Origin of the sequence: Mycobacterium aquaticum (assembly GCF_002086485.1) — a bacterium.
Lineage (GTDB): Bacteria > Actinomycetota > Actinomycetes > Mycobacteriales > Mycobacteriaceae > Mycobacterium > Mycobacterium aquaticum.
The window spans coordinates 135,246-154,660 of sequence record NZ_MVHF01000003.1; the positions used below are offsets into that span (position 1 = coordinate 135,246).

At 64.7% G+C, this 19,415-nt stretch carries 16 protein-coding genes; 12 read left to right on the forward strand and 4 right to left on the reverse strand.

Annotation, left to right across the window (positions count from 1 at the left end; all coding sequences use genetic code 11):
- The first annotated feature begins 19 nt into the window (after positions 1 to 19).
- Genes BST13_RS04270 through BST13_RS04290 form a run of 5 tightly spaced genes read left to right on the forward strand, consistent with a single transcriptional unit; the run spans position 20 to position 4,915 of the window.
- Positions 20 to 1,087, forward strand: coding sequence for an ATP-binding cassette domain-containing protein (locus BST13_RS04270; RefSeq protein ID WP_083161377.1), 1,068 nt, complete (start codon positions 20 to 22; stop codon positions 1,085 to 1,087).
- 4 nt (positions 1,088 to 1,091) lie between these two features.
- The gene (locus tag BST13_RS04275; protein WP_083160974.1) at positions 1,092 to 1,901 is read left to right on the forward strand and encodes an ABC transporter permease; all 810 of its coding nucleotides are present in this window, start codon (positions 1,092 to 1,094) and stop codon (positions 1,899 to 1,901) included.
- A complete protein-coding gene (locus BST13_RS04280; RefSeq protein WP_083161379.1) occupies positions 1,901 to 2,761 on the forward strand; it encodes an ABC transporter permease in 861 nt (286 codons plus the stop codon). The genes BST13_RS04275 and BST13_RS04280 overlap by 1 nt, the downstream gene beginning before the upstream one ends.
- Before the next feature lie 40 nt (positions 2,762 to 2,801).
- Positions 2,802 to 4,046: a phthiocerol/phthiodiolone dimycocerosyl transferase family protein gene (locus BST13_RS04285; protein WP_083160976.1), complete on the forward strand. Its 1,245-nt coding sequence runs from the start codon at positions 2,802 to 2,804 to the stop codon at positions 4,044 to 4,046.
- Between the two features lie 38 nt (positions 4,047 to 4,084).
- On the forward strand, positions 4,085 to 4,915 hold the full coding sequence (locus BST13_RS04290) for a class I SAM-dependent methyltransferase (protein WP_083160978.1): 831 nt from the start codon (positions 4,085 to 4,087) through the stop codon (positions 4,913 to 4,915).
- A gap of 10 nt (positions 4,916 to 4,925) precedes the next feature.
- Here BST13_RS04290 and BST13_RS04295 read toward each other — a convergent pair whose 3' ends face one another.
- Complete coding sequence (locus BST13_RS04295; protein WP_095533410.1) at positions 4,926 to 6,404, reverse strand: flavin-containing monooxygenase; 1,479 nt, start codon at positions 6,402 to 6,404, stop codon at positions 4,926 to 4,928.
- A 256-nt stretch (positions 6,405 to 6,660) separates the two neighbouring features.
- Here BST13_RS04295 and BST13_RS04300 point away from each other — a divergent pair, with 256 nt between their 5' ends.
- The 3 genes from BST13_RS04300 (at position 6,661) to BST13_RS04310 (ending at position 10,657) form a co-directional block, all read left to right on the forward strand.
- On the forward strand, positions 6,661 to 8,226 hold the full coding sequence (locus tag BST13_RS04300; RefSeq protein ID WP_245839333.1) for a PE-PPE domain-containing protein: 1,566 nt from the start codon (positions 6,661 to 6,663) through the stop codon (positions 8,224 to 8,226).
- Positions 8,227 to 8,608: 382 nt separating this feature from the next.
- Entirely contained in the window at positions 8,609 to 10,261 is a 1,653-nt protein-coding gene (locus tag BST13_RS04305; RefSeq protein ID WP_083160982.1) for a PE-PPE domain-containing protein, read from the forward strand.
- 36 nt (positions 10,262 to 10,297) lie between these two features.
- Positions 10,298 to 10,657 (forward strand): DoxX family protein, encoded by a 360-nt coding sequence (locus BST13_RS04310; RefSeq protein WP_083160984.1) that lies wholly within the window; start codon positions 10,298 to 10,300, stop codon positions 10,655 to 10,657.
- A gap of 9 nt (positions 10,658 to 10,666) precedes the next feature.
- On the opposite strand, the gene BST13_RS40385 is transcribed toward BST13_RS04310, so the two are convergent.
- On the reverse strand, positions 10,667 to 11,020 hold the full coding sequence (locus BST13_RS40385) for an SRPBCC family protein (RefSeq protein ID WP_142282722.1): 354 nt from the start codon (positions 11,018 to 11,020) through the stop codon (positions 10,667 to 10,669).
- A 153-nt stretch (positions 11,021 to 11,173) separates the two neighbouring features.
- On the opposite strand from BST13_RS40385, the gene BST13_RS04320 reads away from it, so the two are divergent.
- Positions 11,174 to 11,680, forward strand: a complete 507-nt coding sequence (locus BST13_RS04320) for a DUF2505 domain-containing protein (protein WP_083161382.1) — start codon at positions 11,174 to 11,176, stop codon at positions 11,678 to 11,680.
- A 9-nt stretch (positions 11,681 to 11,689) separates the two neighbouring features.
- On the opposite strand, the gene BST13_RS04325 is transcribed toward BST13_RS04320, so the two are convergent.
- On the reverse strand, positions 11,690 to 13,513 hold the full coding sequence (locus BST13_RS04325; protein ID WP_083161384.1) for a CocE/NonD family hydrolase: 1,824 nt from the start codon (positions 13,511 to 13,513) through the stop codon (positions 11,690 to 11,692).
- A 266-nt stretch (positions 13,514 to 13,779) separates the two neighbouring features.
- Here BST13_RS04325 and BST13_RS04330 point away from each other — a divergent pair, with 266 nt between their 5' ends.
- The 3 genes from BST13_RS04330 to dnaE all read left to right on the forward strand — a co-directional run bounded on the left by BST13_RS04330 (position 13,780) and on the right by dnaE (position 18,927).
- The gene (locus BST13_RS04330) at positions 13,780 to 14,586 is read left to right on the forward strand and encodes an SDR family NAD(P)-dependent oxidoreductase (protein WP_083160988.1); all 807 of its coding nucleotides are present in this window, start codon (positions 13,780 to 13,782) and stop codon (positions 14,584 to 14,586) included.
- Between the two features lie 68 nt (positions 14,587 to 14,654).
- A complete protein-coding gene (locus BST13_RS04335; RefSeq protein WP_083160990.1) occupies positions 14,655 to 15,299 on the forward strand; it encodes a TetR/AcrR family transcriptional regulator in 645 nt (214 codons plus the stop codon).
- A 70-nt stretch (positions 15,300 to 15,369) separates the two neighbouring features.
- The gene (dnaE, locus tag BST13_RS04340; protein ID WP_083160992.1) at positions 15,370 to 18,927 is read left to right on the forward strand and encodes a DNA polymerase III subunit alpha; all 3,558 of its coding nucleotides are present in this window, start codon (positions 15,370 to 15,372) and stop codon (positions 18,925 to 18,927) included.
- Here the strand turns inward: dnaE and BST13_RS04345 are convergent.
- Entirely contained in the window at positions 18,924 to 19,379 is a 456-nt protein-coding gene (locus tag BST13_RS04345; RefSeq protein ID WP_083160994.1) for a PPOX class F420-dependent oxidoreductase, read from the reverse strand. The genes dnaE and BST13_RS04345 overlap by 4 nt on opposite strands.
- Positions 19,380 to 19,415: the final 36 nt, after the last annotated feature.

Sequence of the window (19,415 nt, forward strand, 5' to 3'; positions counted from 1 at the left end):
ATCTGATGAGGAGGTTGTGTTGACTGCTTCGGACAAGAGCGTCGTCGTCAACGAGATCCACAAATCGTTCGGTGCGGTAAAGGCATTGCGCGGGGTCAGCTTCGACGTCGGGCGCGGAGAGGTGGTGGCGCTGCTCGGGCCGAACGGGGCCGGTAAGACGACGATGGTCGACATCCTCTCGACATTGACCCGGCCGGATCGCGGTGAGGCCAGCATCGCCGGATTCGACGTGACGAGAGATCCGGCGAGCGTGCGCCGATCGATCATGTTGACCGGACAGCAGGTGGCCCTCGATGACGTGCTGACCGGTCGCGAGAACCTCATGTTGTTCGGGCGATTACAGGGTCTGGGCAAGGCGGTGGCACGCTCCAGGGCCGAGGGCCTACTCGCCGAGTTCGACCTTGTCCACGCCGCGGATCGCCGGGTGGGCACGTATTCGGGTGGTATGCGCCGACGCATCGACATCGCCTGCGGGCTGGTGGTCCGTCCCGAGGTGGTGTTTCTCGACGAGCCAACCACCGGACTGGACCCGCGGAGCAGGCAGACCATCTGGGATCTGGTGTCGGGCTTCAAAAAGCTCGGTATCGCAACCCTTTTGACGACCCAGTACCTCGAAGAGGCCGACGCGCTGAGCGACCGGATCATCGTGATCGACCACGGCACGGTGGTGGCCGAGGGGACTGCCGATCAGCTCAAGGAACGCACCGGCGGCAGCTACTGTGAGATCGTCCCGCGTGACCTCAAGGATCTGCCTGCGATCATCACGGCACTCGGACCACTCGTACCCGAGCACAACAGGACGGCGCTCGAGGAGTCCGCCGACCGCATCGCGGTGCCTGCCCCCGACGGCCCCAGCACCCTGGTGGAGGCGCTGTCGCTGCTCAACGCGGCGAACATCGAACTCACCGATATCGCACTGCGGCGTCCGTCGCTCGACGAGGTGTTCCTGGCCCTCACCGACGATTCCGACGTGTCGCCGCCGGATGTCGCGGCTACCGACGAGGACGACGGGGACGGCGCGCTGGCCGGCGCCGGCGTCGGTAAGCACCGGCTCAACGGTAGCGAGCCGCAGCTGGAGAGGATGTGATGCCATGACGGCCGCGCTGAGCGCGCCGCGACCGCGCCCGTCGACGCTCGGGCAGTGGTGGGTCCTCACCGTCCGGCTGGTCGCGCCCTCACTGCGTAACGGTGAGGTGGCCACTGGTGTCGTGGCCGTCGTGGTGTTCGCGGCGGGGTGGTACATCCCGCTGAATCACATGATGGGTGCCAGGTCGGGGATGAGCAGCTACGCGCAGTTTCTGATGCCGCTCATTGCGTTGCAGGGCATTTCGTTCGCCGCGATCACCGGGGCATTGCGGGCGGCGACGGATTCGGTCAAGGGCATCAACCGCCGGTTCGATTCCATGCCGATCCCGGCTCTGACACCGTTGGTGGCGCGCATGTCGGCGGGCGCCTACCGGTGCACCATCGGTATCGCCGCAGCGCTGGCCACCGGATACGTCATCGGGTTTCGGTTCTACCGTGGTGTCGGCTACGCCGTGTTGTTCTGCGTGCTGTTGTTGGCGATCGGCATGGTGCTGTCCTACCTCGCGGATCTGCTCGGCAGCTCATCGAAGAACCCGGAGGCCACCACACAGTGGCTGATGCTGCCGCAGTTGATCTTCGGGCTGCTGTCCGTCGGCATCCAACCCGTCGAGCATTTCCCGCACTGGATCCAACCGGTGGTCCGCAATCAACCCATCTCCCAGTTCATCTATGCGATGCGGGATCTGGCAGGCGATTCGACGCCCGCGACGGGTCCGGTCAGCTGGTCGGTGGTGGGTCCGTCGGTCGCGTGGCTGGCCGGCGTCACGGTCGTGATGATCCCGCTGTCGCTGGCTCTCGTGTTGAGGCGGCGATGATGTCGGTCACCGATCACGCGGTACCCCGCGACTCGGCCGTGCTCAGCGAGGCTGCGTTCCCGATTCCGGATCGCCGGTTCGGCGAGAACTCCGTGCGCGTGCTGCCCGCTCACATCTGGGCGCAGACCAAGCGGCTGCTGATCCGCCTGGTCCGCGATCCGATGACATTCGTGTTCGGCCTTGCGCTGCCGATCTTCTTCCTCGTGGTGATGAACATCGTGCTGGGGGACGCGATTTCGACGGTCACCGGACACAGCGCACTGTATGGCAGCGTTCCGCTGGTGACACTGATCGGCGCGATGAACGGCGCTTCGGTCGGTGTGGTCGGGTTCATCGCCGAACGCAACGACGGTCTGCTTGCCCGGTTGTGGGTCCTGCCCGTGCATCGCGCATCGGGGCTCGTCGCGCGGCTGGTTTCCGAGGCCATCCGGGTCGCCGTGAATTCTGTTGCGCTGCTGGCGGTCGGCCTGGCGTTGGGGCTGCGACTGGAGCGGGGCGTGCTGGCCGGGGTCGTCTGGTTGTGCGTCCCGGTGCTGTTCGGGATGGCGTTCGCCATGTTGGCGCTCACCATCGCGGTGTACTGGCCCAGTGCAACGCTGGTCGAGGCGATCACCCTGGTTTCAGCGCTGCTGTTGTTCTTCTGCACCGGTTTTGTGCCACTGGACCAGTATCCGAACTGGATTCAGCCGGTTGTCGAACACCAGCCGCTGTCCTATGCGACCGAGGTGATGCGCAGTCTGACCCTCGGCGGCGGCTTGTTCACACCGTCGGTCGGTGTCCTGCTCTGGTCCGGCGGCATCATCGTCGCCTGTGTGGTTCCGATGGTGGTCGGTTACCGCCGGGTGAGTATGCGCGGGTGAGCACCATGACGACGAGACCGCGCAACGACGAGGAGGCCTGATGACTTTTCCCACGGCTGTCATCCGCAGGCTCGCACCGAGCGAGGACTTCTTCGCTGAGACACAGACATTCACATCGGTGACCCTGCAGCTGGCGGGACCTCTCGACGCGGATGCGATGTCGATGGCGTTCGACTGCCTTCTGGAGACATATCCCGTATATGCCGGCCACCTCGAGCAAGCCGCGGACGGTCGCTTTCAGATCGTCGGCGACGATCTTCTGCATCCGGGGATGTGGCTGGCGGGAGACGACGAGGCGGACGCGCAGATGCCGCTCGATCAGGGTGCTGCGCTGATCAACCTGGTTGTGCGACCCGTCGCGGACGGCGGTGAACTCACTTTGTATGTCCACCACAGCCTGGCCGACGGCAATCACATCGCCGGGCTGCTGTTCGACCTGTTCACCCGCTACACATCGGTGGTGACCACGGGGGATGCTGGGCCGGTCAGTCCGCAGCCGGCACCGGAACCGATCGAGGCGATCCTCGAACAGCGTGGCGTCGTGAAGCTCTCGAGGTCGGGCCTCGATCGGTTCATACCCGCCATGTTCGCCCACGAGTTGCCGCCCCGGCGGTCGACCAACACCACCAAATTCTCGCGGCCTATCGCAGTGCCGACCGCACGAGGCCGCCTGTCCAAAGCCGAGACGGCCGCATTGATCAAATACGGCCGCCGGCATCGGTTGTTCGTCAACAATCTTGTCTCGGCGGCGATCCTGTTGGCCGAGTGGCGGGTTCGCGAGACACCGCACATTCCCATACCGTACGTGTACAACGTCAACCTGCGTCCGCTGCTCGAGCCACCGGTGTCACCGACAAGCTGCACCTTGGCGCTGGGTGTCGCCACGTACCTCGCGCAGATCACCCCTGCCACCACACTTGTCGAGCTCGCGGCAGAGATCGCGTCGACGCTGCAGGCCGATCTCGGCGACGGCGTGGTGCAGCAGTCGCTACTTCACTTCAACCTGCAGTACGAGGGGACTCTGCCCGGGTTGGCGGATGTGGTGTTGTCCACCAACATCGGCAATGTCGCGGCGATGCCGACACCGCCAGGTCTGGAGGTGGTCGGTTTTTCGTCGCAATTCCACCGCGCTTCGTCGGCTGTCATCGACGTGTACGGGTTCGGAGTTGTCGCCGGTGAACTGGTCCTCGAACACCACGTCGACGCGGCGGCGCCGGAACGATCGCTGGATCTGATTCTCAATATGCTGCGCGCCGCGTCGGTCGAGGCGTCTGCGCTGTCCTGACCATCGTTCTCCAGTTCATCAGCGAAGGGTTGGTTCCAATGGCTACCAAGATGCACGTCGACTTGAGCGGGCCGCCGCAGACCATGCTCGACATGGTCTATGCGAAGGCGCTGGACGCGGATTCCGCCCGGCCGGTGTTGGGTGATCGCTTCGCGAAACAGCTGATGACCCAGCTCGATTACGACTGGAGCCGCAGTCCCGTCCCGCGTCAACGCCGCAGGCAGGTGACCTCGATCGCCGTCCGCGCCGCCCAGTTCGACATCTGGGTCCAGCAGTTTCTCGCGGTGACCGAGAACCCTGTCGTGCTGCACGTGGGGTGCGGACTGGACAGCCGGGCATTCCGGGTTGACCCCGGGCCTGAGGTCGAGTGGTACGACATCGACTTTCCGGACGTGATCGCCCTGCGCGACCGTCTGTACCCGACCCGTCAGAATTACCACCTGGTGTCGTCGTCGGCCACCGATCCCAACTGGCTCAACAGCATTCCCAAAGATCGACCTGCATTGTTGATCGCCGAAGGCGTCAGCATGTATCTCACCGAACACGATGGCATCGACCTGCTGCGCCGTGTGGTCAGTCGGTTCCCTTCAGGGGAACTGCAACTCGACTTCTGGAGCCGATTCGGTAGACGCGCCCAGGCCAAGAACAACAAGGTGGTGCGATGGTCGGGATCCGATCTGGGCTGGGCGGTCAATGCCCCGGATGAGATCATCAGCCAGATTCCGCGGGTCCGGTCATTGTGTGCGATCTCGGTGTTCGAGGCGAGCACCGTCCAGCTGCTGCCGAAGGGATACCGGCGATTCGCTGCCGCCGCGGCACGCACCCCAGGGTTGCGCGACATCGTCAAGTTCCACCGGTACGCGTTCTGACCCTCGCCCGTCAGCTGAAGTGGTAATCGCTCAGCGGAAACCTCATCGACTCACGAATCGCGTTGCGTCGCGACGTCGGCCGGGTGATCGTGGCATTACCACGGAAGTAGTAGGACCGCGACGACGCGCAGTTGCCCCGGAAGAACACCATGTCGCCGAGGCGACGAGAGATCCGCCGGTGGAACTCCGCGCCGGCGCTCTCGGTGACCTCGAACGTGTCAGAGCCACGACGGAGCAACTCACCGAAAAGCCGGGACATATGCCGCATCTGGTACTCGGTCATGGTGAAGAACGATGCACCGGTGAAGGCGTACGGGCTGGCCATGTTCAGGTAGTTGGGGAAGCCGGGGACCGAGAGGCCCTCGTAGGTCTGAAAATTGTTTTCCCGCCACCATTTCCCCAGATTGGTACCGGCGCGGCCGATGACCTCGATCGCGGGGAAATTGGCGTCCCACAGATCGAACCCGGTGGCCAGCACCAGAGTGTCGGTGATGGTCTTGCGTCCCTCGCCGTTGACGATCCCGTCCGGCTCGATCTGCGCGATGCCGGTGGTCTCCAGATGGACGTGGGGCAGTGCGAACGTCCGATAGTAGTGGTTGGAGAACGTGGTGCGCTTGCACCCGAAATCGTAGTCGGGAGTCAGTTTCCGCCGCGTCGACCGATCCCGCACCGACGTGAACATGTGCAGCTTGGACACCCGGGCGGCGGCCCGATTCAGCGGTTTGGACCAGTTGTAATGCACCACCGCCGTGAAGATTCCCGCCTCGGCGATGGCGTCGGTGACCACTCTGAGCAGCCGCTGCGACAGGGGGAACCGCGCGAACAGTCGCTGCACGACCGCCGGGATCGCAAAGTCGACGCGCGGCACCACCCAGATCGGTGTCCGTTGGTAGACAGTCAGTTCCGCCGCGCGCTCGGCGAGTTCGGGGATCAGTTGCACTGCAGTCACACCTGTGCCGATGATCGCGACGTGGCGGCCGTCGAGTGAATAGCCGCCATCCCACTTGGCGCTGTGCATGATCCGACCTTCGAAGCCCGCGATTCCCGGGATGTCCGGGATCCGCGGCTGCGACAGGTAGCCGGTGGCGGTGATCAGGAATTGCGCGGTCAGTGTGTCGCCACCGGAGAGACCCACCTGCCAGCGCTGCGAATCCTCGTCCCACCGAGCACTTTCGACGGTCGTGCCGAAGCGCATGTAGCGGCGCAGATCGTATTTCTCGGCGACATGATCGGCATAGCTCTTCAACTCGTCGCCGGGGGCATGCAGTCTCGACCAGTACGGATTGGGTTCGAACCAATAGGAATACGTGGTGGTGGGGATGTCGACGGTCAGCCGGGGATAGCGGTTGACATGCCAAGTCCCACCCAGGTCGTCTTCGCGATCGAGGATGGCCAAGTCGTCGAATCCAAGCCGATTGAGCTGGATCGCCGCGCCCATACCGGCGAAGCCGGCGCCCACGATGACGGCGTCGAATCCTTGTGCGGTCACACACATACGGTACCCGTGCAGCGCGGAGATATCGGCCTGAAATAAGACCGAGATCTGCGTCCGAGACCACGAATGTCGGACTTAGTTGCGAGTACAAACAATTCCTCGCATATTCCCGGTATTTCGGCATCAGCCAACGAAATTCACAGCATCAATTTGCCAGACACCGCACATTTCGCGGCGCACGTGGTAGATGATGCAGGGGTATCGCAGTCGGGGCGAGCCAAACTGCACACCACAATCAAGCGGGTTCATCATGCGCGTCTTCATTCGGTCGGTCCTGGTGGCACTGTTGGTCCTGTCAGCCGCGGTCCTGTTGGCCCTCACCGCCACGATGACCTCCGTGTTCACCCTCACTGCGGCATCGAACTACATCATCAGGGGCACCCAGTACGCCCAACCGTTCTGCAGACCCTATTGCGGCACTCTCGACACGCCGCAACAGAATATCGACCTGGCGACGCCGTACATCGATGCCACGGTCAATCCACCGGCCGGACAACCGAATGTGTTCGTCAACTATCCCGCCAGCTTCTGGCCCGTTTCGGTGGGCTACTTCCACGCCATGACTTACGACGACGCGGTCGCCGCCGGTGTCGCGGCATTACCGTCCCCGGGGACCATCGATTCCGGAAGTGTGATCTTCGGATATTCACAGGGGGCGAATGTCGCAACACAGTACAAGCGGAGCTTCAATCAGTACTGGGCCAACAATCCGGGAACGCCGCCTGCGGTCAGCTTCGTTCTGATCGGTAACGGCAACCGGCCCAACGGTGGTGCCTTGGAACGCTTCAACGGGCTCTACATCCCCGGCTTGGACTTCACCTTCAGCGGCGCCACGCCCACAACGACGGCCGGGGCCGCACCGGGCCAGATCACCACTTACGACATCGCGCAACAGTACGACGGCTTCGCCGATTTCCCGACCAACCCGCTCAATCCGTTCGCCATGGCGAACGCGGCAGCGGGTCTGGTCCTGGTGCACCCCAACTATCAGAATGTCGACCCGAACAGTGCCGTTTACCAGGGGACCCAAGGCGATACGGCCTATTATCTGATACCGACCTACCCGGTGCCGTTGCTGATGCCGATCGCGAACATCCCCGGCGCGGGCCCGATCATCGCCGACACGTTGGACCCCGTGATGCGGGTGCTCATCGAATCCGGCTACAACCGAACCATCAACCCAGGGCAGCCGACGCCCGCGAACATCTTCTACTTCCCGAATCCCGTGAAGTTCGCCGCGGCCCTCGCCGTCGCCATCCCGACGGGCCTGTTCATCGGATTGGAAGATCTCACGGGGGAGCGCACCCCGGGAACGCCGCCGGCGTACGTGCAAGGGCAGGGCGCCTACGGCATCTTTGGTCCGCCCGTCACGCTGCCGAACCAGCCTCCGCCACCGGTTCCGCTCTCACAGGTCATGGCCTCAGCGCAGGTGCCCAGCGGCCAATCATCCACTTCCGCACCGAATTCCAAGGATTCGCAACAGGTTACCGACACTCAGACCGCGGCATCGACCACCGATACCGGGACAACCCAGAGCAGCACGCCGCCGGCCGACACGACCAGTCAACCGGTGCTGAACAAATCGATCCTGACACCGTTGCTGCCCCAGGTGAACAAGCCGAAGTTGAATGTCGTGCGGGGCGCGACAACGGGCAAGTCAGGGTTGACGACCGGCGTCCAGAGCACCGTTGCATCGGTGAAAGGGGCTGTGACCAACACGATCACGTCGATCGAAAAGGCGCTCGGCACCAAGCCCGCGGGCGTGAAGGTTCAAAGCGGCGCTGCGACCAGCAGCTCTGCCGGGGCCGGCTCCTGAACACTCCGAAGGGGATATCAGCAAACATAGAGCGGATACGCGCCAAGGCGTGCGGTGGCCATCGTCACGCAGCCTCGGCGTGGGCCGGCGACCGCACCATCCCCGGTATCTAGCGGGCGGTCCGGCACTCGGTGGCTCTTGAGGTTGTTCCGTTGATACCCAGCGTCATCCCATCTTTGGGCGTCGATCGCGCCTATGACCACCACGCAGTCACGGGCCGTGCACTGTCAGGAATTCCCAGCGAAAACTACAGCTATTTCACAGCCGGCGAGTTAGGCTCGTGACGCCGGATCCCACCGGTCAGCTAATTCCAACTGTCGGGCGGAGGAACGCCGTGGGAATTCATCGACACAACACCGGGGGCGCCAGGACGGCGTCATACGTGACCGCCGGAGTCGCGCTGGAACTGGCCGGCCTGGTCGGATTCGTCAATGTCGTCGACGCCAACGCGCCGATGGTGCGCCTCCTAGCGGCGACCAGCATCTTCATCGACGGCACCAAGGACATCATTCCCACCGGCAATTCCCAAGCGCCAGACCGGATGCGCGGCACCCTGAGCGGCGTCCTCGACCAGGGCTACGATTATGTCTCCACCCCCGGTGCGGGCGGCAACTACTACGTGCAGTACCCGCGATCGTTCGGAATCCTGACCGGGCTCACCGATCCCACCTATGACGCATCGCGGACCATCGCGACCCAGAACACCATCACCGCCATCAAAGACGCACGGGCGCAAAACCCGAACGACCCCATCTACGTCGTGGGCTATTCCCAAGGGGCCAACGCCGAGTCCGAGGCGATCCGCCAGTTGCAGGCCGAAGGATATGACACGTCGAACATCACGTTCGTGTTGGTCGGCAACGGTGCGCGCAACGACGGCGGGCTGTGGGCTCGGCTGCCTGCAGGCGTGTACGTGCCGCTGATCGGGCTGAGCTTCGGCGCGTCGATGAATCCGGACCCCAACGGTCCGCAGGTGATTCAGATCAGCAAGCAGTACGACGGCGCCTCGGACGTGCCGCAGTACGTCCTCAATCCGGTTGCCTGGGCCAATGCCGCCCTGGGATTCGTCTACGTTCACAACGGCTACTACCAGGATGTGGACTTCGACCTCAACCACGACGGAACCATCAGCTCGGCTGATGTGGCGCTGGCGCAACAGGATCCGGCACATTACATCGTGACGACCAACGGCAACATCTCCGACGTGGTGATCCGGAATCCGGAGGGCCAGCTGCCGTTGACCCGGCCGTTGCTGGATCTCGGAGTGCCACCCGAGATCGTCAAAGCACTGGATCCGCTGCTGCGGGCCATCATCGAGACGGGCTACAACCGGCCGCCGAACGGTGGGGTATATCCGGCGCAACCGCAACATCTCGAGTTGCTGCCCCCGGTGACCCGCTGGGAAGCTGACGCCGACGCCGTCGCCGCGGGGCTGAAGGAGACCATCCATCGTCTCGAGGCGCTGAACACCGTGCATATCAACCCGATCAGCCCGCTGACGGCCGACTCCGCCGTGCCGCAGGAGTCGGGGGGTCAACAGCTCACGACGGCGAAGCATCAGGAGCCGACCATTGATCAGGAGACGCCGCAGGGCGGTCCGCAGCTTACGGCCGTGAAGACACTCGATACACCCGATACCGGCGCGGCATCGTCCGGCACCCCCAGCGGGGTTGGCACATCCGAAGCCGAGCAGGGTGTTTCGGGCGCACCTGATCCGGTATCGGCCCCGACGACGCCGGATGCGCCGTCCGCGCCGAAGAAACCCCAGACCAATGTGGTGCGCGGTCCGATCGGTGGATCGCCTGCGCTGTCTGGGCTGAAGACCGTCACCGCCAAGATCAACGGCGCGGTGACCGATGCCATGACAAAGGTCAAGGACGCGTTGGGGGCCAACCGCACCGGCAACAAGGTCACCCCGCCGACAGCAGGCAGTGAAGGCGCCGGTACGAGCACGAATACCGGTACGACGCAATCTGATACCGACGGCGGTACGTCTGGAAGCGGATCTGGCGCTACCGACAACTCCGGAAGTTAGAATCAGCGAAGTGGCGACGCTTCGACAGGGGATCGGATGAGTATCGCGGTGGTAGTGGCCTCGATCGTGCTGGCGGTCTATCTCGGTGTCGCCGCGATCCTGAACCTCTTCTATCTGGAGGAAGCACGCAAGAACGGTCAGCGGTTGGGGCTGTCGCGCGGACTCAGCCGGTTCATCGGCGCCTGCCAGCTGGCAGGCGCGATCGGGCTGATCGGCGGATTGTTCTGGCGGCCGGTCGGTATTGCCGCGGCGGTCGGGTTCCTGCTGATGATGATCGGCGCGGTTATCGCTCACCGGCGAGTGCGTGATTCCGTGCTGGCGACGCTGCCCGCGGTCGTGGTCTTCGGTGTCACCGCATTCGTCTTCGGCGCTCAGCTCGCTCTCGTCGGTGTATGACGTCGATTGTCAGTGGCGCTCGGCGATTTCGGCGATCCGCGCCGTCGATGACACGAACGCCGTGGCCAGCCGCGGGCCGATGAACATGGCAGCCAGGCCGGCCAGCGGGCCTGCCATGATGACCCGTTCGGTCAAGATCGTGCCATCGGGGACAGAGTCGATCTGGTGCTCGAAGCGCATGGACAGTCCGGGAAATGACGAGGTGCCGGTCCAGAGTCGCGGTGACTCCACCTGCGTCACGGTGGACGCGGTTGCCGGCCCACCTTTTCCTTTCACGGTTATCCGTGCGCCAACGCCGAATTCGCGGTCGATCGACGCTGATTCGATGATTCCGCCCGGCCATCGCGGCGGATCGGTCCACACGTCCCACACCTGCGGTGCGGATGCCGAACTTCTTGTTGATCCTTCAAAGGACCGGCGGGCTTTGGCCATGTGCTGATGATCGCACTGCCGCAAGCGCTTTGGTCCGGATCCGGTCAGGTTGAGGCCACCGACCATCGGGATTACGGTATCGGTATGGCACGGTCGTTCGACGTGTCGGTGCAATCTGCCGCCGACGTCGCCGAGATTCTCACGGCATTCGGTGACCGAGATTATTGGCATGCACGGCTCGCGGCCTACGCAGGAGCGGGGGCCACTCTCGACCGCCTTGAGATCGATGCGGCAGGTTCGGTCATGGTGACTGTCACACTGCGTCTTCTGCGTGATCGACTGCCGGCGCTGGTGACTCAGCTGTACCCCGCAGATCTGACGATGGTGCGGAGCGAGACGTGGCGGCCCGACGGCAGCGACGTGGTGCTGGGCGATATCCGCGTCTCGGTGCCCGGTGCTCCGGTGTCGGCCCATGGCACGGCGACCCTCACACCGGAGTCTGCTGGTTCGCGGCTGGTCCGCCGAACCACGGTTCGGGTCGCGGTTCCCTTCGTCGGCGGCAAGTTGGAAGACTATCTGGGGCGTCAGTTCTGCGACGGGATCCCCGCGATACAAGACTTCACATCGGAATGGATCGCCGAAAAGCGTTGAAATTCATGTTCAGCTGGTGATGACCGGCAATTCGACGCGCGACGGGTGGGCGCTGTCGCGGTGGACGCGGATGGCGGGTGCACCGCCTGGCAGCACCGCAAACTGATCGGCATCGGCACCCGAGATGGCGATCCGGATCCGGTGCCCGGCCTCGAACACGTACGAGGTCGGCAAGAGATCGAACCTCAGCTCCGCGATCTCACCGCGGGCGAGCGGCTGCGCGTCGGCGCGTCTGAAGCTGCGGTACGGAACGGTCTGCGGATAGGGCGCCGTGGCGGTACTGAGATGTCGGTGGAGCGCACGCAATTCACCCTCGGTGACGTAGGAGACGGCGCCTCGGGAGTCCACATCCTCGAGATAGACGAAGAACGTGCCGTCGGCTGCTGTCGAGCTGACGAACAGCGTGACGAGTGGATGCCCCGTCACCTCGAGCGGATCGGTCAGCATGCCAGAGGTGTAGGTCAGCAGCTTTGCATCCGCGGTGGTGCGCTCCGGATAGCGCACAGCTTCCCCGATTGCCACCTGCGTGCGCCACCGTGAGTGCTCACCGGTACCCGCAGTGAGATCGACCTGATGGTCGTCGGCGGCGTACGGATCCGGAACTCCGCCGGATCCGGGGGCCTCGACGGTGAGCCGCCGGTCGGCCGTGAAGTAGTACGTGAGCAGATCGGACCGTGGGGGCCAGGAAGATGCTGATTTCCAGCGGCCTTCACCCATCGTGAAGTAGTGCACGACGGGTTCCGACGCCATGGCGTTGTCGCGTCGTCTCAGGTGATGGTCGAAGAACCGCAGCAGTTCGCCTTCGTGGTCGAATGCCGAAAGCGTCGGTGGACGAACAGGTTCGATCTGCCACCGCCCACCATGGTTCCACGGGCCGAGGACCAGCCGGCTGCCCGCGGTGGACACCGAGAAGAAGCGCTTGATCGCCGAATGCGCATAGGCACCGTCGAACCAGCCCCCGCTGCCGTAGACCGCGGCGCCCGACCCTTCGATGTCGCGGCGGTAATTGTGCGGGCTGAAGCGGTTGATGCTGCCGTTCGGATCGATGGGCGTACCGATCGGGGCCGGCCCTTCAGCGGATCCGTTTCGGTAGGGATCCGACGGTGCGACATCGTCCCGGAACGTCAATGCCAGGGCCTGCGGATGGATTTCGTAGTTGGCGAGATGCTCGGCGACGGCCTCGGCGCGGTGCCGACGGCGCCGGTCACCGTCGACCGGCATCGCGCCGGTCACCAGAAGCTTGACCCACCACCCCGCAACCTGATGGGGAGCGTTGCGGTCGAGCGCGTCGTTGTAGCGTCCCCAGGTCTCGGTGAACCAGGTCCCGTGGATGCCGCCAGGGAACGCGATGTCGGTGTAGGCGTCGTACACCGAGAATCGAGGTGCGACGGCCCGCACCGCGGGGTGCTGGTTGACCAGCAGCAGCTCGGCGGCCGCGCCGCTGTAGGAGGTACCCAGAGCACCGACGAGCCCGTCAGACCACGGCTGGCGGATAATCCAGTCGACAACCTCTGCGCCGTCGCGGATCTCATCAGGGGACCATTCACAGACCCGGTGCCCGTAGGAGGCGCCGGACCCGCGCACGTCGACATCCACCCAGGCATAGCCGGTGGAGACGAAGCGCCGACGGCACACGGCGGTGGAGCGGATATGGTCAAACGGCTTGCCGCCCAGCAGCATTCGTAACGGCCACCGCAGCTCCATCGCCCGGTAGTACCGGGTCTGATGCAGGATGGTCGGCAGCGGCATCCCCGCCGGTGCGACAGGGAGATGGACTGTGACGGCGAGCTGGACACCGTCGCGCATCGCCAAATAGCAAGAGGACGAAGCCATTCCCCGGTACACCGGGCGTGGGCATCCGGCGTCCGACCAGGTGGTGTCCGACCCGTCGCTCACTGCGCCACCTCCTGGTAGACGCGAAGTCGACTGCCTACTGCGACCGCATCGATGGTGTTGGGGTCAGCATAGAGAGGGCACGTGTGCGGCAAGGTCCGAATCGTCGAGGCCAACTGCGCGATTGACCGATACCGGCCCACCGCGCCCGGTAAGGTCCGAAGTGTCGGTCGACAGTGGAAAACCAACGCGGAGGTCGCGTTTCGATGCGAGATTTTTCGGGCGCGGTCGCGCTGGTAACCGGTGGGGGCGGCGGGATCGGAGCCGCCGAGGTCAGGCTCCTCACCGCGCGAGGCGCGAGGGTGTGTGCGGTCGACATCGATGAGGACGCAGCGCTCGGCAGCGGCGCTGCCCTGGCCATCGGAGCCGATGTGGCCGACCGCGAAGCGATGGCCGACGCGGTCGACCGCGTCGTGAAACAGTTCGGCCGACTCGATCTGGTCTTCTGCACCGCGGGCATCACGCACCGGCCGGCGACCCTGCGGGTGCTGGAACCGGGCACGGCGCAGCGGGTCATCGACGTCAACCTCATCGGCACACTCAACACCCTCGAACCGGCGATCGACCCGCTCATCGCGGCGCGGGGGCATGCGGTTCTGGTGTCGTCGATGGGGTGGCCACCCAACAGCGAGTTCGGGACCTTGCTGCCGGCGCTGGGTGGTGTCGCCTACTCGACCAGCAAGGTGGCCGTGGAGATGCTCGGCCGCGGACTGCGGATCGAACTCTCGCCATACGGCGTGGGAGTGACCATCGCCTACTTCGGTCCCGTCGACACGGCGATGGTGCGGCTCACCAACGTGCCGCCGACCCGCTCCAGTGAGCGGCTGCGGATCAGCCCCGACAAAGCGGCCGCGGGAGTGATCCGGGCCGTCGAGCGGGAGAAGGTGCGCGTGATCATTCCCGGCCGGTGGAACTTCCTCAACGTCGTGCGGCCCCTGGGTGTGCATCTCGACAACCTGTTGCTCCGCAGCCGCAAGCAGCGTGATTTCATCCGCACTTATGACTCCGTGTGATGTCCATTTCATCTCAGTTTGCGAGGGAAGGTGTTGACCGGTATTTAGCTATGTCTTAGCGTTTGCCCATGGGTTACGCGGGGGGACGTGGGCATCGCCGTCGTAAACCCGGCAGGCCGGTGGGGGCCGACGCCGCGCGGACCAGAGCCCGCATCGTGCGCGCAGGCCGGGAGGTGATCACCGAGTACGGGTACGGAGCGGCCACGTTCCAGGCGATCGCCCGCAGGACCGGGCTGAGCCGGCCGACCCTGAACTACTACTTCGCCGACTGGGAAGACCTGTACTGCGAGTTGGTCGACGAGGCGCACTCGGAGCTCGTCGAATGCATCGAACAGGCCAAACAGCATGAGCTACCGGTCAATCGCTTGCGCGCTTTCGTGACGGCAGTCCTCGAGGTCGGCTCCCGCGACAGCTCCTTCGTGGCGTTTCTGGTCAGCGCGCGCCTGGAGGCCGAACGCAACCCGACCCTGCCGACGGCCACCGTGACGGCCACCCGAGGCTTCCTGCACAGCGTGGTGGGCGACGCGGTCGCGCGGCGTGACCTGCCCGCCGACTGCGACACCACCGCCATCGTCGAACTGCTCCACGCCATCCTGTGCGGCGTCGGCGTATGGGTGGGCGTGGATGCCCCATGCGACTATTCGTCGGTTGCCAGGCAACTCGATGCCGTGCTCGACGGCGGGTTGCTGGGCGGAGATTCACAAGCCTGCTGAGCGGCCGCCTCCAGACACGCTCGGCGACACGCCCGGATGTGTCGGTGGTCCGCAATAGACTGGCCACCCTATGAGCGGTTCATCTTCGGGGTCCTTCGTACACCTGCACAATCACACCGAGTACTCGATGCTGGACGGTGCCGCGAAGATCACGCCGATGCTGGCCGAGGCCCAGCGGCTGGGCATGCCGGCCATCGGCATGACCGACCACGGCAACATGTTCGGTGCCAGCGAGTTCTACAACTCGGCCACCAAGGCCGGGATCAAACCGATCATCGGCATCGAGGCGTACATCGCTCCCGGTTCGCGGTTCGACACCAAGCGGGTCCAATGGGGTGACCCGAGCCAGAAGGGCGACGACGTCTCGGGTAGCGGCGCCTACACCCACATGACGATGGTCGCGGAGAACGCGACCGGTCTGCGCAACCTGTTCAAGCTGTCGTCGCTGGCATCCTTCGAAGGCCAGCTCGGCAAGTGGTCCCGTATGGACGCCGAGATCATCGCCGAACACGCCCAGGGCATCATCGCGACCACCGGCTGCCCGTCGGGCGAGGTGCAGACGCGGCTTCGGCTCGGTCAGCGCGACGAGGCGTTGGCGGCGGCCGCCAAATGGCAGGACATCTTCGGCAAGGAGAACTTCTTCCTGGAGCTGATGGACCACGGCCTCGATATCGAACGCCGGGTCCGCGAGGGCTTGCTGGAGATCGGACAGAAGCTCGGTATCCCGCCGCTGGCCACCAATGACTGCCACTACGTGACACGCGAGGCCTCGCAGAACCACGAAGCACTGCTGTGTATCCAGACCGGCAAGACACTGTCGGACCCGAACCGGTTCAAGTTCGACGGCGACGGTTACTACCTCAAGTCCGCCGAGGAGATGCGCGCGCTGTGGGATTCCCAGGTGCCTGGCGCATGCGATTCCACGGTGCTCATCGGCGAGCGGGTGCAGTCGTACGCCGACGTGTGGACGCCGACCGACCGCATGCCGGTGTTCCCGGTGCCCGACGGGCACGATCAGGCGTCCTGGCTGACGCATGAGGTCCAGGCCGGCCTGGAGCGCCGCTTCGCCCATGTCGCGGGCGGGGCGGTCCCAGCCGAGTACACCGACCGGGCCACCTACGAGATCAAGGTCATCTGCGACAAAGGGTTCCCGTCGTACTTCCTGATCGTGGCCGACCTGATCAACTACGCCCGCTCGGTCGGCATCCGGGTGGGGCCGGGTCGTGGATCGGCCGCCGGCTCGTTGGTGGCCTACGCGCTGGGCATCACCAACATCGACCCGATCCCGCACGGGCTGCTGTTCGAACGGTTCCTCAATCCCGAACGCCCGTCGGCTCCCGATATCGACATCGACTTCGACGACCGTCGCCGCGGCGAGATGCTGCGGTATGCGGCCAACAAGTGGGGTAGCGACCGGGTCGCGCAGGTGATCACCTTCGGCACCATCAAGACCAAAGCGGCGCTGAAGGATTCGGCTCGTGTTCACTACGGCCAGCCCGGATTCGCGATCGCCGACCGGATCACCAAGGCGCTGCCGCCGCCCATCATGGCCAAGGACATCCCGGTGTCGGGCATCACCGACCCCAGCCACGAGCGGTACAAGGAAGCCGCCGAGGTCCGCGCGCTGATCGACACAGATCCGGATGTGCGGACCATCTTCGAGACGGCACGCGGTCTGGAGGGCCTGGTCCGCAACGCGGGTGTGCACGCCTGCGCCGTGATCATGAGCTCCGAGCCGCTCATCGACGCGATCCCGCTGTGGAAGCGGCCGCAGGACGGCGCGATCATCACCGGCTGGGACTACCCGTCGTGTGAGGCCATCGGCCTGTTGAAGATGGACTTCCTGGGCCTGCGGAACCTGACGATCATCGGTGACTGCATCGAGAACATCAAGGCCAACCGCGGTATCGACCTCGACCTGGAAACGCTGCCGTTCGATGACCCGGCGGCCTACGAACTCCTCGGCCGGGGCGACACGCTGGGGGTGTTCCAGCTCGACGGCAGTGCGATGCGTGATCTGCTGCGTCGCATGCAGCCCACGGGCTTCAACGACATCGTGGCGGTGCTGGCGCTGTACCGGCCGGGCCCGATGGGCATGAACGCCCACAATGACTACGCCGACCGCAAGAACGGCCGCCAAGCCATCAAGCCGATCCATCCGGAGCTGGAAGAGCCGCTCAAGGAGATCCTCGCCGAGACCTACGGCCTGATCGTCTACCAAGAGCAGATCATGTTCATCGCGCAGAAGGTCGCCTCCTACTCGATGGGTAAGGCCGATGCGCTGCGTAAGGCCATGGGCAAGAAGAAGCTCGAGGTCCTCGAGGCCGAATACAAGGGCTTCAAGGAGGGCATGACGGCCAACGGGTTCTCCGAGGCCGCCGTGAAAGCCCTGTGGGACACCATCCTTCCGTTCGCCGGGTACGCGTTCAACAAGTCGCACGCGGCCGGCTACGGTCTGGTGTCGTACTGGACGGCCTACCTGAAGGCGAACTACCCGGCCGAATACATGGCGGGCCTGCTCACCTCCGTCGGCGACGACAAGGACAAGGCCGCGGTGTACCTCGCCGACTGCCGCAGACTCGGTATCACCGTCCTGCCGCCCGACGTCAACGAGTCGGTGCAGAACTTCGCTTCGGTCGGCGCCGACATCCGGTTCGGCCTGGGCGCGGTGCGCAACGTCGGCGCGAATGTGGTTGCGTCGCTGGTCAGCACCCGCGCCGAGAAAGGTAAGTTCACCGACTTCTCGGACTACCTCAACAAGATCGACATCGCGGCCTGCAACAAGAAGGTCACCGAGTCGCTGATCAAGGCCGGCGCCTTCGACTCGCTCGGCCACCCGCGCAAGGGGCTGTTCCTGGTGCACACCGATGCCGTCGATTCGGTGCTCGGTACCAAGAAGGCCGAGGCGATGGGGCAGTTCGACCTGTTCGGCGGGGGAGACGCCACTGACGCCGGGGACGCGGCGTTCACCATCAAAGTCCCCGACGATGAGTGGGAGGACAAGCACAAACTGGCACTCGAGCGCGAGATGCTCGGCCTGTACGTGTCCGGCCATCCGCTCAACGGCGTCGCTCACCTGTTGACGGCCCAGGTCGACACGCAGATCCCGGCGATCCTCGACGGGGACGTCGCCAACGACGCCCAAGTGGTGGTCGGCGGCATCCTCGCCTCGGTCAACCGCCGCGTCAACAAGAACGGATTGCCCTGGGCCTCAGCGCAATTGGAAGACCTCACCGGTGGTATCGAGGTGCTGTTCTTCCCCCAGACGTATTCGCTGTTCGGCGGTGAGATCGCCGACGACGTGGTGGTGTTGGTCAAGGCCAAGGTGGCCGCGCGCGATGACCGGATCTCACTGATCGCCCATGAGCTCGTGGTGCCGGACTTCACCAGTGCTCAGGCCGACCGGCCTCTTGCGGTGAGTCTGCCGACCCGGCAGTGCACCATCGACAAGGTCAGTGCACTCAAGCAGGTGCTGGCGAACCATCCGGGCACCGCGCAGGTCCATCTGCGGCTGATCAGCGGTGAGCGGATCACCACATTGGAGCTGGATCAGTCGCTGCGAGTGACGCCCTCGTCGGCATTGATGGGCGACCTCAAGGCGCTGCTGGGGCCGGGCTGCCTGGGCTAGCTTGCCCGGCCGGTGATGTCGATCCGGACGATGGCGCTGTCCGGCCAGACGTCGCGATCGCGCGCCCTCCGCATCTTCTCGCGCAGGGGCAGGTCGCGGTGCACATTCGTGACGCCGGGGATCTTCAGCAGCGGCACGATGTTCCACTGCCATCCGTACCGCTGATGCAGGAGCCGGTTGGCCCGCTGCGCATCGGCGCCTGACAACACGGCCGCCCGGCCGGCGAACGTGGTGGGGTCGGTGATGCGGCCGCGGTAGTCACAGGCGACGAGTTCGACGGCGGGATGTGCGGTCAGCCGCTTGGTCTTCGGGCCGATCTTTGTGCGGAACACGATGGCGTCGTCCTCCTGGGCGAACCAGATCGGGGTGTCGACAGGGCTGCCGTCGCGGCGGAACGTCCGCAGCATCGCGTAGCGGGACCGACTCAGGCTGGGTGTGATGACATCTGGCATGAGGCCCAGTCAACAACTTAGAGTTGACTCTAAGTC